This is a genomic window from Edaphocola flava (assembly GCF_004118155.1).
In the GTDB taxonomy this organism is placed as follows: Bacteria; Bacteroidota; Bacteroidia; order Chitinophagales; family Chitinophagaceae; genus Edaphocola; species Edaphocola flava.
The window spans coordinates 1,066,270-1,079,660 of record NZ_SAIQ01000001.1; the positions used below are offsets into that span (position 1 = coordinate 1,066,270).

Here is a 13,391-nt window from a genome sequence, read left to right on the forward strand (position 1 = left end):
TGAGTGGCTTATGAGGATTAAATTTTTATTTTATTTTCTGGTGTTGAGTTTGCTGTTTGCTTCCTGTAAAACAGTGAAGCCTTATGAGCGGCAATTTGTCAACGATACAGAAATGCAGATGGGCGATGATGCCGGCAACCGTTTTAATCACTATGTACACTCGATTCGTGAAGGTGCTGTTCCGGCCAATGGCCCGAAAGGCAGCGGGGGCTGCGGTTGTAACTAATCTTATGGCAACATGAACAAAGAATTAATCGTACTGGGTAGTATTGCATTATGTAGCCATAATCTTAGTGCACAGGATACAAAGGAGCAAGATACTATTGATCAGAGTGATATTGAACTGGTATATAACCATTACATCCAGGATGGCAATCACTCTGCGGTAACAGGTGGTACCGGTACAGAGGCCCTCACAGTGTATGGCCCTTCTGTAAATATTAAACGCAGCCGGAAAAATAATATACTCACTTTTAATGTGGGTACGGACATTATTAGTTCTGCCTCTACGGATAATATTGATTTTGTAAAATCTTCGGCCTCTTATACCGACATTCATGGTTATACATATGGTGTGCTGGAACATAAGTTCCGCAATGGTTTTAACCTGTATGGGGGTATGGGTTTTTCTATAGAGAGCGACTACTTCTCTTACAGCGGCCGGCTGGGATTTTCGAAAGAGGATATAAAAAAACAGCGTAGTTATTTCGCAGAAATACAGGCTTTCAATGATGACCTGCGCTGGGGGCGCATCAATGAAAATTATTATAAAGCGGTAAAACTGATTTACCCGGAAGAGCTGCGCTACCGGGAATGGTATGACGGATATAAACGATACTCTTACAATTTCAAAGCAGGCTTTACCCAGATTGTGGATAAGCGCAATGTAATAGGCATCTACCCGGAATTGATCTGGCAACAGGGCCTGTTATCCACACCATTTCACCGGGTATATTTTACTAACGGACAGGTCCTGGTGGAGCAGCTACCGGAGCAAAGGCTGAAGGCCAGTCTGGGACTGAAATGGAATCGCTTTGCCGGTGGCAGAACCGTATTAAAACAAAGCATAAATGCGTATACAGACAATTTTGGTATTCACGCACTGGCACTGGAACAGGAGACGGCTATAAAACTGAACCGGGTACTGACGATCCTACCCAATGCGCGCTTTTATACCCAGAGTGCTGCTGATTATTTTAAACCATATAAGCAGCACGATATTTCGGATCAGCATTATACATCAGATTATGATTATTCGCGTTTCTATAGTTACAGTGTAGGTATGGGTTTCCGTTATAATCCTTTCAAAACACTCAACAGGCATTTTCTGTTTAGAGGAATGACCCTGCGGTATAATTATTATCAGCGCAGCGATGGCTTATGGTCACATATACTCTCTGCTTCATTTCAGTCGGTCTTTACACGCAATACCAAAAAGTAAATACCGCAATTTCCGGATTGTGCAAGCCGGCTTATTTTCAGAATTTTGTACTAAATATTTAAAGATGCAAACTTCTTCAGACCATACCCAATCAAGCCTGGACTTTGAGCGTATTGCAGCTGCAATACGCTATATCAATGCACACTTCCAGGAACAACCCGACCTGGAAACCATTGCGGAGCAAGTGCATATGAGTCCTTTTCATTTTCAGCGCATGTTCACGGAATGGGCAGGCATCAGCCCTAAAAAATTCCTGCAATACATCAGCCTCAATTATGCCAAGTCCTTGTTGAAAGAAGATCCCGCACAGAGTCTTCTTGATGTAAGCTTTGCTACTGGACTATCCAGCAGCAGCAGGCTGCATGATCTGTTTATAAAAATTGAGGGCATGAGTCCAGCGGTGTATAAGTCAGGAGGTAACCAATTACATATTGAATTTGATTTTTATCCCACACCTTTCGGACAAGTGATTATTGCCAATACCGATATTGGCATTTGCTACATGGCCTTTGAAGAAAACTGGGAAAAGGCTATGAGTAAACTGCAGGCTTATTTTCCACATGCAACACTAGTCATGAAAAAAAACACTGTGCAGCGAAGCGCACTATCGGTTTTTACATCAGATACTGTTCCGGAAACACCGATACACCTGCATTTGAAAGGCACCGCATTTCAGCTCAAGGTCTGGGAGGCTTTATTAAAAATTCCGATGGGTACTGTAAGCACTTATGGAAAGCTGGCGCAAAGCATTGACCAACCAAAGGCTGCACGTGCCGTGGGCACAGCCATTGGCTCAAATCCTGTTGCCTTCCTGATACCCTGCCATCGGGTAATACAGTCCAGTGGCCACTTTGGCGGTTATATGTGGGACCCGGTACGCAAAACAGCCCTCATTGGCTGGGAGCAGGCACAGGTGCATCAATAGAATGTAAAAGCGAACAATCAATAATATACATAAACGAATACGCCCGCCGATGTGGCGGGCGTATTCGTTTATGTATTTATCTGAATTTTATCTAAACATTCCCGTAGGCATTAGACTGGCCACCATCGATGGCAATCACCTGTCCGCTTACATATGAAGCGTCATCACTCAGCAGGAAAACGACTAATTTAGCTACCTCTTCAGGCAGGCCCAGTCTTTTAGTCGGATTCGCTTTTGCATATTCCTTTTCCGCAGCTTTCGGATCTGCTGCATTAACCTGTCTGAAGGCTTCTGCTACCATTGGTGTCAGTATAGCACCAGGCGCAATAGCATTTGTGGTAATACCAAACTGTCCATATTCCAATGCTGCATTTTTAGTCATACCGGCTACAGCATGCTTGGTGGCCACATATGGAGTCTGGTTCATGACACCGCGTATACCACCTACAGAAGCGACATTCACGATTCTGCCATAATTTTTTTCTTTCATTACCGGTATAATATATTTCATACCATAATACACACCCATCAGGTTAATATCTATTACTTTTTTAAACACGCCCAGGTCATAATCCGTCATAGGCGCCTGGCGCCCTTCTATACCGGCATTATTGTAAAAACCATCTATGGTACCATAGGTTGCTACGGTCTTATCTACATATTCTTTCACCTTCGCTTCATCTGATACGTCTGCTACTACGCTTAGTACCTGCACCTCATTTCCGGCTTCTTTTCTGATCTCTTCTTCTGCTGCTGTTAATGCATCTGCATTATAATCTACTAATGTCAACTTTGCCCCTTCTTTTGCGGCTACGATAGCGGTCGCCAAACCTAAGCCCATACCAGCTCCGGTAATGACAATTACTTTGTCTGCTAATTTTTTCATCTGGAAAAATTTATTGAATTTAAAAATGCGGTGGAGGCTTTTTTAGATAGCCAAAGTTACTCATAAGCCAAACCGAAGACCCGGTTTTAACGTTAAGGCTTGTTTAAGGGAATCCTTATATTTTCATAAATACTTGTACGTACATCTATTTTTATTATACCGCAAGTTCCGGATTGTGACAGCTGATACAATACCGTATTTTTGTGCTGCATTATTGTCGATATTATGAGCCAGCTCAACCTGTTTAGTTCTTCTGCCGATCAGCCTATCAACCTGCTTCCTTATGAGGGTTGTGTATTATATTATGGTCCGGTTATGCCCGCAAATGAGGCAGATCGTTTTTACGAACTGCTGATGCAGACGGTGGACTGGAAGAATGATGAAGCGATCATTTTCGGTAAGAAAATTATGACCAAAAGGAAGGCAGCCTGGTACGGAGACCATTCCTTCTCTTACACCTACTCAAAGGTTACCAAAACGGCATTGCCCTGGAATGATCCGCTGCTGGAACTGAAAGCAATGTTGGAAAAGATACTGGGTGTGACCTTCAACTCCTGCCTGCTGAATTTGTATCATGATGGTCAGGAAGGTATGGCATGGCATAGTGATGATGAGCGGGAACTGCAGAAAAACGGTACCATAGCCTCGCTCAGTTTCGGAGCAGTACGCAAATTTGCATTTAAACATAAACAGACCAAGGAAACGGTAGCACTGGATCTGGCGCACGGCAGCCTGCTGGTGATGAAAGATACCACACAGACTTATTGGCTGCACCGTCTGCCACCTACAACAAAGGTATCCGCACCCCGGATTAATCTTACCTTCCGGATCATGAATCATCCCGGTTAAAAAATTTACCTGTTTTATATATACGTTTTTATTGATTCCCCGTTATTAACTATATCCTTTTCCCGAACCGGGAGGGGAATGCTGTTTTCTTCCAGACCATGAAACAGGTGCTGATCGAAATACGGTATAATATACCCGATAGTACACCAGGTCATTGAAAACTGCATGGAACATGAAGAAATACTATCTCTTACTGATTATTTTCGTGCTCGGAATCGTTATTTCGGGTATACAACCACATGATTACTTTACCTGGTTCCTGGAAGTTTTTCCTGCGCTGCTAGGTGCAATGGTACTTATTGCTACATTTGAAAAATTCCGTTTTACTTACTGCGTTTACGTACTGATATTGCTGCATGCCCTGGTATTATTTATCGGCGGCCATTATACCTATGCTGAGGTTCCGCTCTTTGATACCATCAAAGAGGCACTGGGCCAGGAGCGTAATAATTATGATAAGGTAGGGCATTTTATGCAGGGCTTTGTACCGGCTGCTATTATACGCGAGCTGCTCATCCGTCGTAATATTATCAATGTCAAATCCTGGATACCTTACGTAGTCTTATGTATGTGTATTACCATCAGCGTTTGTTACGAATTTCTCGAATGGGCTGTTGCGATCTTTACCGGCAGCGCTGCTGAAGATTTCCTCGGCACACAGGGTTATGTATGGGATACCCAATCCGATATGCTGTATGCCAGTATAGGGGCCATTACGTTCCTGCTTATTTTCCACAGATGGCATGACCGCAGGATGATACGGGAATTTGATAAGGCATAAATGATGGATCATTTCGTAAACTGATGTATATTGGCTACTATTTGATTACTTATGTATCCTTTGCAATATAAACTCATTATTCCTCATCATTTCGATATGGCCACGTTGCAGAAGGAAGTGGAAAAAGGTGGAAAATTCATTACCTATTCTTATAATATTTCGCTTCTTGGGCTAATGCTTAACCGGTTGTCTCCAGCTATATTTATACCCGCTGGAAAAACTGATGTACACTACCGGAAAAAATTTAATGCCTTATGTTATGTTTTTGGTTGGTGGTCATTGCCGGGAATTCCAAAAACCATCAGCAATATCCGGTTTAATAATAGCGGAGGACTGGATATTACCGATGATATCATGCTTAATATAAAGGAAGAAAGCTTTCCGCAACAGACTGTATCTATAGTCTACACAAATATGTCGTATGACCAGCTAAACAAAGAAGATCTTAAAGCGTTTAAAAAGGTGCTGCAAAACACATCTGGGGAATATTATATTGAATCTTGTATTGCTGGATTGTGCATCAATACTGCAGACTCTGAGCGCCGTACTTTTGCAGTAGGAATTAAATTGAATGGTTCTATTGAGGAACATCTTCCTGCTATAAAGAAAGATTTATACCGACAATTTTTCAAGTATGTAGTTTTCCGTTTTATTGACTTATCACAACATTCAGAAGAGGCTGTATTACTGAACAGGCAAGGCACCCGTATTTTTTAGCAGTTCTCATAAATATTACTATATTCTCCTTAGCTTTACAGCAGTATACTTATCCCTCCTTTTTGATATGAACAGTTCTAACCTGAAAACTTTTTTGACTTCTAATGTGGATATGGATGAACAGATCATCCGGGAGCATATCGAAAATCTGAAAAAGATACAGGTTAAGAAGGGTAATTTTCTGCTGCGCCAGGGTGATGTCTGTAAACATTCCTTCTTCGTGGAAGAAGGTCTTTTAAAGTATTATTCTATTGATGAAAAAGGTAAACAACATATCCTTCAGTTCGCACCGGAAGGTTGGTTTGTAGTTGACCGCGAAAGTGCTTTTTTCAACCAACCCTCACAGTATTTCATAGAAGCCCTGGAAGATAGTGTAGTGACTATGATTGATGTAGATATGTTTGCGTCTTTGTCCTTACACAATCAGTCTTTTGCTTTATTCAACAATAAACTGCTGCATAATCACATCCGTCATCTGCAAAACCGCATTAATCTTTTATTGAGTGCTACTGCAGAGGAGCGTTACCTCGATTTCATACGCATATATCCCGATCTGCTGCTACGCGTGCCACAGACATTGGTGGCTTCTTACCTGGGTATTACCCCCGAGAGCCTGAGCCGTGTACGTAAAGACCTGGCTACCAAAAAGCATCAAAAGCAGTAATTACCATACATCAATGGATACCGCACCGGCCGTGTTGTAATTTTGTATTACAAAAAATGAATAATTATCATGGCTATAAAAAACGTTGTATCTGTAATGGCACCACCGGAACCTCATTTCGTAGGCGACGGCTTCAGGGTGCATAATTTTATACCACAGGGTAGCCGCACGGGTATGTACCGTATGGATCCTTTTATCATGCTGGACTACAACTCGGCGCACTATTTTGAACCCAGTGCTACACCACGTGGCGTAGGGGTGCACCCGCACCGCGGCTTTGAAACGGTTACAATTGCATACAAAGGCAGTGTAGCCCATCACGATAGTTCCGGTGGTGGTGGTGTAATTGGGGAAGGAGATGTACAATGGATGACGGCAGCTTCCGGTGTATTGCATAAAGAGTATCATGAAGAGCAGTTCAGCAAAGAAGGTGGCTGGTTCCAGATGGTACAATTATGGGTAAACCTGCCGGCCAGGGATAAAATGTCTGCACCTAAATACCAGTCCATTACCAAAGATCAGATTCCAAGAGTGGCCCTGCCCGATGGGCATGGTGAGGTAGCTATGATCGCCGGGGCATATATGGATAGCAAAGGCGCAGCCGATACCTTTACTCCGGTACATCTGTATAATGCATTTCTTCATAAAGGTGGTCGTGCCGATTTCAGTTTTCCGGTCAGTTATAATACAGCACTCCTGGTTGTGGAGGGAAGTATTGTAATTAATGATGCGGAAACGGTAACTACGGATCATTTTGTCCTGTTTGGCAATGCAGGTGAAGACTTTCATATAACGGCTAGCGAAGATGCTGTAGTACTGATCATGAGCGGCGAACCGATCAAGGAGAATATTGTGGCGCACGGACCATTTGTGATGAATAATCAACAGGAGATATTACAGGCATTTGATGATTACAACCAGGGCAAATTTGGCTACCTGGAGGATCAGGTATAATACCAGAGGAATAAACAGGACAATTAACTATTTAATAATAGAAAAATCGGATATTTAGAACCATAAAATTCAAATCAATATGTCAAACGTAGGATTAATTATAGAAGAGCGGGCGGCCAATATCGGCAATTTCATGGTAGGTCGTTTATTGCCCTTTTCGCAAAAACGTTCTGTTGGTCCCTTTGTATTTATCGATCATATGGGTCCGGTACAGATGAAGGATTATGAAAACTTTGATGTGCCACCACATCCGCACATTGGGCTTTCTACACTTACCTATTTGTTTGAAGGGTCTATTATGCACCGCGACAGTATGGGCGTGGCCATGGAAATTCAGCCCGGTGCTGTAAACTGGATGACGGCCGGAAAAGGGGTTACTCATTCGGAGCGCACACCGGAATACCTGCGTCATTCTGAAAAGAGCCTGCACGGATTGCAGATCTGGGTAGCCCTGCCGAAAGAACTGGAAGAATGCGAACCTTCTTTCAGTCATGTGGAAGCTGCAGATATCCCGCATTGGGAAGAGGATGGTGTGTCTTATAAACTGATCGCCGGTGCATTATTTGATCGTAAATCTGCCGTGCCGGTGCACAGTCCATTATATCTGATAGAAATTAAAAATAAAGAAGCTGCATCGATCAATATTGGTGAGCATTTGTTTGGCGAAAGTGCATTATATATCCTGGAGGGCAGTATACATAGTGATGGTGAAACTTATGAACCAAAGCATATATTGATTGCCAATGATGCTACACTCTGCAGCTTCGATATGGCACCAAATACGACGGTGTATATCTTCGGTGGCAATGCCTTTCCTGAAGAGCGCTATATCCACTGGAACTTTGTGAGTTCTGATAAGGAGAAAATAGAAGCGGCCAAGCAGGCCTGGAAAGCACAGACTTTTCCTAAAGTGCCGGGCGAGACAGAGTTTGTCCCTTTACCGGTGTATAAAGCGAAATAATGAATTGTAGTTTATAAAAAGTTCCGGCGGATATTTCCCGCCGGAACTTTTTTATTGGATTAATATTTCTTTACTACAATATAAAATTTGAAATATTAACATTATTTTGCGGAAAATTCTAAATATCACTCGATAGTGTACTGAACACACTGTTAGTCTTGATTATCACAGGATTTTTTTGCTGTAAAATGTGAAATGCAATTTTAAAATACTTTACTAATAAACAAAAAAACAATGTTCAAGAAAATCCTATCTGTAGCGCTATTGGCTACCACTCTGTTTTTTACTTCCTGCGAGAAGGAGAATATTAACGTAGATCCTCCTGGAACTGGTAGTAATGCCAACGATGGTTTCAATTGGTCAGGCACTGCGCCTTTTTCTGTTTTTATTGATGGTGTAAGTTTTGATGTAGATACTAACACTGTCGAATACGATGCTTACCAGGATAGAATAGTCATAGATGCTGATGGAAAGAATTCAATGACTGATCATCGTATAGCGCTTATGATGCCTGCTGATGCAACAAATGATAAAGTTTATAGTATTACGAGTACAGCATTTATTAATTATGATGATGAAAATCCAGAGGAAGTGATATTGGCACCTATTTCAGGTAAGTTAAAAGTTGTTCAGAATACATCCGAATTGATAGAAGGTTATTTCTATTGTACAGTTAAAAATTATCAGACCGGACAGTTAAAAACTATGACGAAAGGTTATTTCAAAGTGAACAAAAAATAATCATCCCCGTATATTATTTAAACCCCTCTTCGAGAGGGGTTTTCTTTTTGTATATTTACTATTGATCTGAATGTCATGAAAAGAATATACCTGCTCATTTTAGGTTTATGTACTCCTGCAATACTATCTGCGCAGGCCAGCATACGATTTAAGGTTCCGGGACAGGACCTCTGGGGTCTGAAAGACCGCAGTGGTAAAACAGTCGTTCCCGCAACCTATTATAGCATCGGCAATTTTAAAAATGGCCGGTATATTATATACAAAACATCATTCGAAACCGGGATGATGAATGAGTATGGACAAATACTGCTCCCTCCCACATATAGCAGTATCTATGATCTCGACAGTATTGTACAGGTACGTAAAGATGGTAAATCCGGTATACTAAACAGGGATCTGAAAGAAGTATTGCCGCTGCAATACCAGCATCTGCAGCATTTTGACAGTTTTTATCTTGCAAAATATGCAGGTAAATTCGGCGTATTGAATCCAGATTTTAGTGTAGCAATACCTTTCGAACATGGCATAGTGTATCATAATTCGATATACAGCCGGCAGTTTTTATGGTATGATAATGGTAAATATGCCCTGGCCGATATCCGCAATAAAATACTGATCCCACAGGAGTACGAATTTATTTCCGGACCTCAATATGGACTGTACATAGGTATGAAAGATGGAAAGATTACGCTGTTTGACGATAAAGGGAAGAAACTATGGAACTCAGATTATAAGGACTGTATTGTTCTGGATGCGGATCATATTGCCGTCAAAAATGCAGAGGATATATACGGAGTGGTAAACCGAACCGGTAAAATAGTTATCCCCTTTCAATACCATAGAATAAGCGCAATCAATGAGGGCATATACATCGCACAGAATATCCGTAACTTATGGGGTGCGGTAAATGCAGCCAATAAAGTGGTTATTCCGTTTGATTATGCTGAATCATTTGCCTTTAAAAAGAAGATTGCCCTGGTGAAAAACAGTAAGCAGCTTTATGGATATATTAATACCCAGGGTAAACCCGTAACGGATTTTATATACGACAAAGCAAATCCATTTTCGGGTGATTATGCACGCGTCACCAAAAATAATCTGTCCGGATTAGTTGATGTTCAAGGGAAAGAAGTATTGCCTTTAAAATATGATATTGTTTCAGTAGTCATTGATAATCATGTTTATGTAATCAAAAATAAAGAGCATTTTATACTTGACTTATCAAAACCCGATGCAGCGGTAAAGAAATATGATTACATCGATATTGGCGACTACCTGCAGCATTTACTCGATGAAAAAGCAGATTATCCTATACTGGCCCGGAAGAAAGATGGCCGATACGGTTATATAGATGCAAAGGGTAATGAGCTTACCCCATTTATCTATGATAATGCCGGCAGTTTTATAGATGATCATGCCAGTGTAATGTATAAAGGAGCATTGGTGCTTATAGACAAGCATGGAAACATATTGCCCGAAAGATAGTTCTGTTCAGTATATGATACACATAAAAAAAGCCCTCACTTGCGTGAGGGCTTTTTAGTATTTCGATTTCAGTCGGAATTATTTTCCTTCTTCTTCGTCTTTCAGTTTAGCTTTGATATCCGCTAAAGCACCCAGGTTACCTAAAGTTGGTTTTTCAACTTTATCCTGTACTTTTTTCACTGAATCTTTGGTTTCTTTTGCGTGAGCTTCTTTTTCGTCAGCTTTAGCTTGTTCCCAAACACGTGCGTGAGATGCCATGATACGTTTATCGTTGCGATCGAATTCGATGATTACGAAATCTAATGTATCATCTACATTGATATCACCACCGTCTTCTCTGCGTAAGTGACGGGTTGGAACGAATGCTTCCAGACCATGCTCCAACTGGATGTTAGCGCCTTTGTCATCTTTACGGATTACTTTACCCTGATGAGTAGAACCTACTGGGAAAATACCTTCGAAGTTGATCCATGGATCGTCTTCGATTTGTTTGTGACCCAGAGACAGTTTACGGTTATCTTTATCGATAGACAGGATAACTACTTCGATTTCTTCACCAACTTTAGTGAATTCACTTGGGTGGTTGAAACGTTTAGTCCAGCTCAGATCACTGATGTGGATCATACCGCCGATACCAGTTTCCAGTTCTACGAATACACCGTAAGGAGTAATGTTTTTAACGATACCTTTATGTCTGCTTTCAACCGGGAAACGATCATCGATGTTTTCCCAAGGATCTTCAGTCAGTTGTTTGATAGATAAAGACATTTTACGCTCTTCTCTGTCCAGAGTAACCACTTTTGCTTCGTATTCGTCACCCATAGTGAAGAATTCTTTCGCATTGATTGGTTGAGAGCTCCAGGTAATTTCTGAAACGTGTACCAGACCTTCTACGCCAGGTAATACTTCCAGGAAAGAACCGTAGTCTTCGATGTTTACTACTTTACCTTTGATTACAGAACCTTCTACGATTTCCGCAGGCAGGCTATCCCAAGGGTGAGCAGACAATTGTTTCAGACCCAGGCTGATACGTTTTTTCTCATCATCGAAATCAAGTACAACAACGTTCAGTTTCTGACCGTTTTCCAGTACTTCGCTCGGATGAGAGATACGACCCCAGCTGATATCTGTAATATATAACAGACCATCTACACCGCCTAAATCTACGAAAGCACCAAAGTCAGTTACGTTTTTGATGGTACCTTCCAGTACTTGACCTTTCTCCAGTTTAGACATGATCTCACCGCGTTGTTGTTCCAGATCGCTCTCGATCAGCGCTTTGTGAGATACTACTGCATTACGGATCTGCTCGTTGATTTTCACAACTTTGAAGTCCATAGTCTTACCTACGTACTGATCGTAATCAGTTACTGGTTTCACATCAATTTGAGAACCAGGTAAGAATGTTTCCAGGCCATTAACGTCTACGATCAGACCACCTTTAGTTTTAGAGGTAATCGTACCGGTAACCACTTCGCCAGATTTGAAGTAGTCAACCACGTTCTGCCAGCTACGTACCTGACGTGCCATACGGCGGCTCAGATTCAGATTACCGTTACGGTCTTCTTTCTCTACAACCAGAACTTCCACTGCATCACCGATTTTTACACCCGGCATGTCGCGGAATTCATTTAAGGATACTAAGCCATCAGACTTGTCACCAATGTTAATGATAACATCAGTTTTAGTCAGACCTTCAACTGTACCAGTGATCAACTCACCGTCAGTGATAGCTTTAAATGATCCATCATACTCTTTTTCAAGAGCTTCACGCTTCTCCTGTGAATAGTTAGAAACGTTGCGTTTGTCAATGCTCCAATCGAAATCGTCGTGAGCATTGTTTTGATTGTTAATAATTTGGTTTTCTTCCAAGTTTAATGTCCTCCTTTTATAAGAAATTTTTGGTCGACAAAGATAGCACTTTTTTTTAATGTGGAAAACTTTTTATTTTTTCTTATTTTTAAGCAGCTGATTTACAATTAAAAATTATTACAAACATGCATTTTAAGCGCTGTAAATCTTTGTATTACATACTATGTTATGCTACAGGCTATTATGTAAATAAAAAGTTAGTGTTGCTCCAGATTACAAATTGATTTCATTTAAACATTACATTTGGATTAACCCCTTTTTCACCATAAATAATATAAGAAATGTTGAAAATCATAACATTGATTTCATGTACAGCACTGCTTACCCGTGCAGAACTATCAGCTCAGGCGCAGCAAGCTACACCTGCCCAGGAAGCCATTATAGAAAAGTACCTGAGCAAAGGTGCATACCTGCATCATTACACAAGTCACGAATGGACAGATTACATTAATGCTGCTTTAGGTGAAGATTCTACAATTGCCCTTTTATGGCATCATAAAGCACTCCCATTGTGGAAAACAATGCGTTACGAAATGGCTTTGGCCAGTTTTGACAAGGCAGTACAATATAGCCGGAAGGAGTATCTGGCCCGAAGAGGATTTTTAAAATGCATTTTCCAGAAAAATTATAGTGGAGCACTTACCGACCTTGAAGCAGCAAAAAAAGAATTTGGTCTGGGTTATGAGAACGATCACTCTTATGACTTCTACATTGCCATCTGTCATTTACAACTAGGAAAGTACGCAGAAGCTAAACGAGTTTTGCTGGCCGAAATAGAAAGAACCGATGGCAGACCTTCTGGATATACTCCGCATTATCTTGAACTCTTCTTTATGGGCATCATCCATTATGAATTAAGAGACTATAATAAAGCCATAGATTACTTTGAGCAGTCGATCGGGAAATATCCACAATTCTCTGACGCCAAATATTATAAAGCAGTATGTTATTTAAAAAACGGAAATCAGGAAAAATATAACAGCCTCTTACGCGAAGCAAAAGGCGATTATGATAATGGAATGACTATTAGTGAGGATAGCCGCTTCTATGAAAAATATCCCTATCAGGTAAACTGGGCTATGGTTCAGTTACCGGAATAAAAATTGTTTATATTA

The 13,391-nt window shown here is 41.0% G+C and carries 14 protein-coding genes; 12 read left to right on the forward strand and 2 right to left on the reverse strand.

The features are described 5' to 3' along the window. Positions 1–10: 10 nt before the first annotated feature. The 3 genes from EMP01_RS04555 (at position 11) to EMP01_RS04565 (ending at position 2,366) form a co-directional block, all read left to right on the forward strand. The gene (locus EMP01_RS04555; RefSeq protein WP_129020286.1) at positions 11–226 is read left to right on the forward strand and encodes a DUF4266 domain-containing protein; all 216 of its coding nucleotides are present in this window, start codon (positions 11–13) and stop codon (positions 224–226) included. Positions 227–238: 12 nt separating this feature from the next. Beyond that, entirely contained in the window at positions 239–1,441 is a 1,203-nt protein-coding gene (locus EMP01_RS04560; RefSeq protein WP_129020287.1) for a DUF3570 domain-containing protein, read from the forward strand. A gap of 64 nt (positions 1,442–1,505) precedes the next feature. Beyond that, entirely contained in the window at positions 1,506–2,366 is an 861-nt protein-coding gene (locus EMP01_RS04565; RefSeq protein WP_129020288.1) for a bifunctional transcriptional activator/DNA repair enzyme AdaA, read from the forward strand. 91 nt (positions 2,367–2,457) lie between these two features. On the opposite strand, the gene EMP01_RS04570 is transcribed toward EMP01_RS04565, so the two are convergent. Then, positions 2,458–3,252 (reverse strand): glucose 1-dehydrogenase, encoded by a 795-nt coding sequence (locus EMP01_RS04570; RefSeq protein ID WP_129020289.1) that lies wholly within the window; start codon positions 3,250–3,252, stop codon positions 2,458–2,460. Between the two features lie 225 nt (positions 3,253–3,477). Here EMP01_RS04570 and EMP01_RS04575 point away from each other — a divergent pair, with 225 nt between their 5' ends. The 8 genes from EMP01_RS04575 (at position 3,478) to EMP01_RS04610 (ending at position 10,404) form a co-directional block, all read left to right on the forward strand. After that, a complete protein-coding gene (locus EMP01_RS04575; protein WP_129020290.1) occupies positions 3,478–4,101 on the forward strand; it encodes an alpha-ketoglutarate-dependent dioxygenase AlkB family protein in 624 nt (207 codons plus the stop codon). 172 nt (positions 4,102–4,273) lie between these two features. After that, on the forward strand, positions 4,274–4,882 hold the full coding sequence (locus EMP01_RS04580) for a DUF2238 domain-containing protein (protein ID WP_129020291.1): 609 nt from the start codon (positions 4,274–4,276) through the stop codon (positions 4,880–4,882). Between the two features lie 96 nt (positions 4,883–4,978). After that, the gene (locus EMP01_RS04585) at positions 4,979–5,599 is read left to right on the forward strand and encodes a hypothetical protein (protein WP_129020292.1); all 621 of its coding nucleotides are present in this window, start codon (positions 4,979–4,981) and stop codon (positions 5,597–5,599) included. A 67-nt stretch (positions 5,600–5,666) separates the two neighbouring features. Continuing rightward, positions 5,667–6,263 (forward strand): Crp/Fnr family transcriptional regulator, encoded by a 597-nt coding sequence (locus EMP01_RS04590; protein WP_129020293.1) that lies wholly within the window; start codon positions 5,667–5,669, stop codon positions 6,261–6,263. A gap of 69 nt (positions 6,264–6,332) precedes the next feature. After that, positions 6,333–7,217 (forward strand): pirin family protein, encoded by an 885-nt coding sequence (locus tag EMP01_RS04595; protein WP_129020294.1) that lies wholly within the window; start codon positions 6,333–6,335, stop codon positions 7,215–7,217. 79 nt (positions 7,218–7,296) lie between these two features. Then, a complete protein-coding gene (locus tag EMP01_RS04600) occupies positions 7,297–8,178 on the forward strand; it encodes a pirin family protein (protein ID WP_129020295.1) in 882 nt (293 codons plus the stop codon). Positions 8,179–8,412: 234 nt separating this feature from the next. Next, complete coding sequence (locus tag EMP01_RS04605; RefSeq protein WP_129020296.1) at positions 8,413–8,919, forward strand: hypothetical protein; 507 nt, start codon at positions 8,413–8,415, stop codon at positions 8,917–8,919. Between the two features lie 75 nt (positions 8,920–8,994). Then, entirely contained in the window at positions 8,995–10,404 is a 1,410-nt protein-coding gene (locus tag EMP01_RS04610) for a WG repeat-containing protein (RefSeq protein ID WP_129020297.1), read from the forward strand. A gap of 78 nt (positions 10,405–10,482) precedes the next feature. On the opposite strand, the gene rpsA is transcribed toward EMP01_RS04610, so the two are convergent. Further along, positions 10,483–12,276, reverse strand: coding sequence for a 30S ribosomal protein S1 (gene rpsA / locus EMP01_RS04615; protein WP_237559473.1), 1,794 nt, complete (start codon positions 12,274–12,276; stop codon positions 10,483–10,485). A 281-nt stretch (positions 12,277–12,557) separates the two neighbouring features. On the opposite strand from rpsA, the gene EMP01_RS04620 reads away from it, so the two are divergent. Next, the gene (locus EMP01_RS04620) at positions 12,558–13,376 is read left to right on the forward strand and encodes a tetratricopeptide repeat protein (protein ID WP_129020299.1); all 819 of its coding nucleotides are present in this window, start codon (positions 12,558–12,560) and stop codon (positions 13,374–13,376) included. Positions 13,377–13,391 lie beyond the last annotated feature (15 nt).

Excerpts from the sequence above, each read along its gene's own strand:
- EMP01_RS04555 (WP_129020286.1), top strand. The coding sequence starts at position 11 with ATGAGGATTAAATTTTTATTTTATTTTCTGGTGTTGAGTTTGCTGTTT.
- EMP01_RS04560 (WP_129020287.1), top strand. The coding sequence starts at position 239 with ATGAACAAAGAATTAATCGTACTGGGTAGTATTGCATTATGTAGCCAT.
- EMP01_RS04565 (WP_129020288.1), top strand. The coding sequence starts at position 1,506 with ATGCAAACTTCTTCAGACCATACCCAATCAAGCCTGGACTTTGAGCGT.
- EMP01_RS04570 (WP_129020289.1), bottom strand. The coding sequence starts at position 3,252 with ATGAAAAAATTAGCAGACAAAGTAATTGTCATTACCGGAGCTGGTATG.
- EMP01_RS04575 (WP_129020290.1), top strand. The coding sequence starts at position 3,478 with ATGAGCCAGCTCAACCTGTTTAGTTCTTCTGCCGATCAGCCTATCAAC.
- EMP01_RS04580 (WP_129020291.1), top strand. The coding sequence starts at position 4,274 with ATGAAGAAATACTATCTCTTACTGATTATTTTCGTGCTCGGAATCGTT.
- EMP01_RS04585 (WP_129020292.1), top strand. The coding sequence starts at position 4,979 with ATGGCCACGTTGCAGAAGGAAGTGGAAAAAGGTGGAAAATTCATTACC.
- EMP01_RS04590 (WP_129020293.1), top strand. The coding sequence starts at position 5,667 with ATGAACAGTTCTAACCTGAAAACTTTTTTGACTTCTAATGTGGATATG.
- EMP01_RS04595 (WP_129020294.1), top strand. The coding sequence starts at position 6,333 with ATGGCTATAAAAAACGTTGTATCTGTAATGGCACCACCGGAACCTCAT.
- EMP01_RS04600 (WP_129020295.1), top strand. The coding sequence starts at position 7,297 with ATGTCAAACGTAGGATTAATTATAGAAGAGCGGGCGGCCAATATCGGC.
- EMP01_RS04605 (WP_129020296.1), top strand. The coding sequence starts at position 8,413 with ATGTTCAAGAAAATCCTATCTGTAGCGCTATTGGCTACCACTCTGTTT.
- EMP01_RS04610 (WP_129020297.1), top strand. The coding sequence starts at position 8,995 with ATGAAAAGAATATACCTGCTCATTTTAGGTTTATGTACTCCTGCAATA.
- EMP01_RS04620 (WP_129020299.1), top strand. The coding sequence starts at position 12,558 with ATGTTGAAAATCATAACATTGATTTCATGTACAGCACTGCTTACCCGT.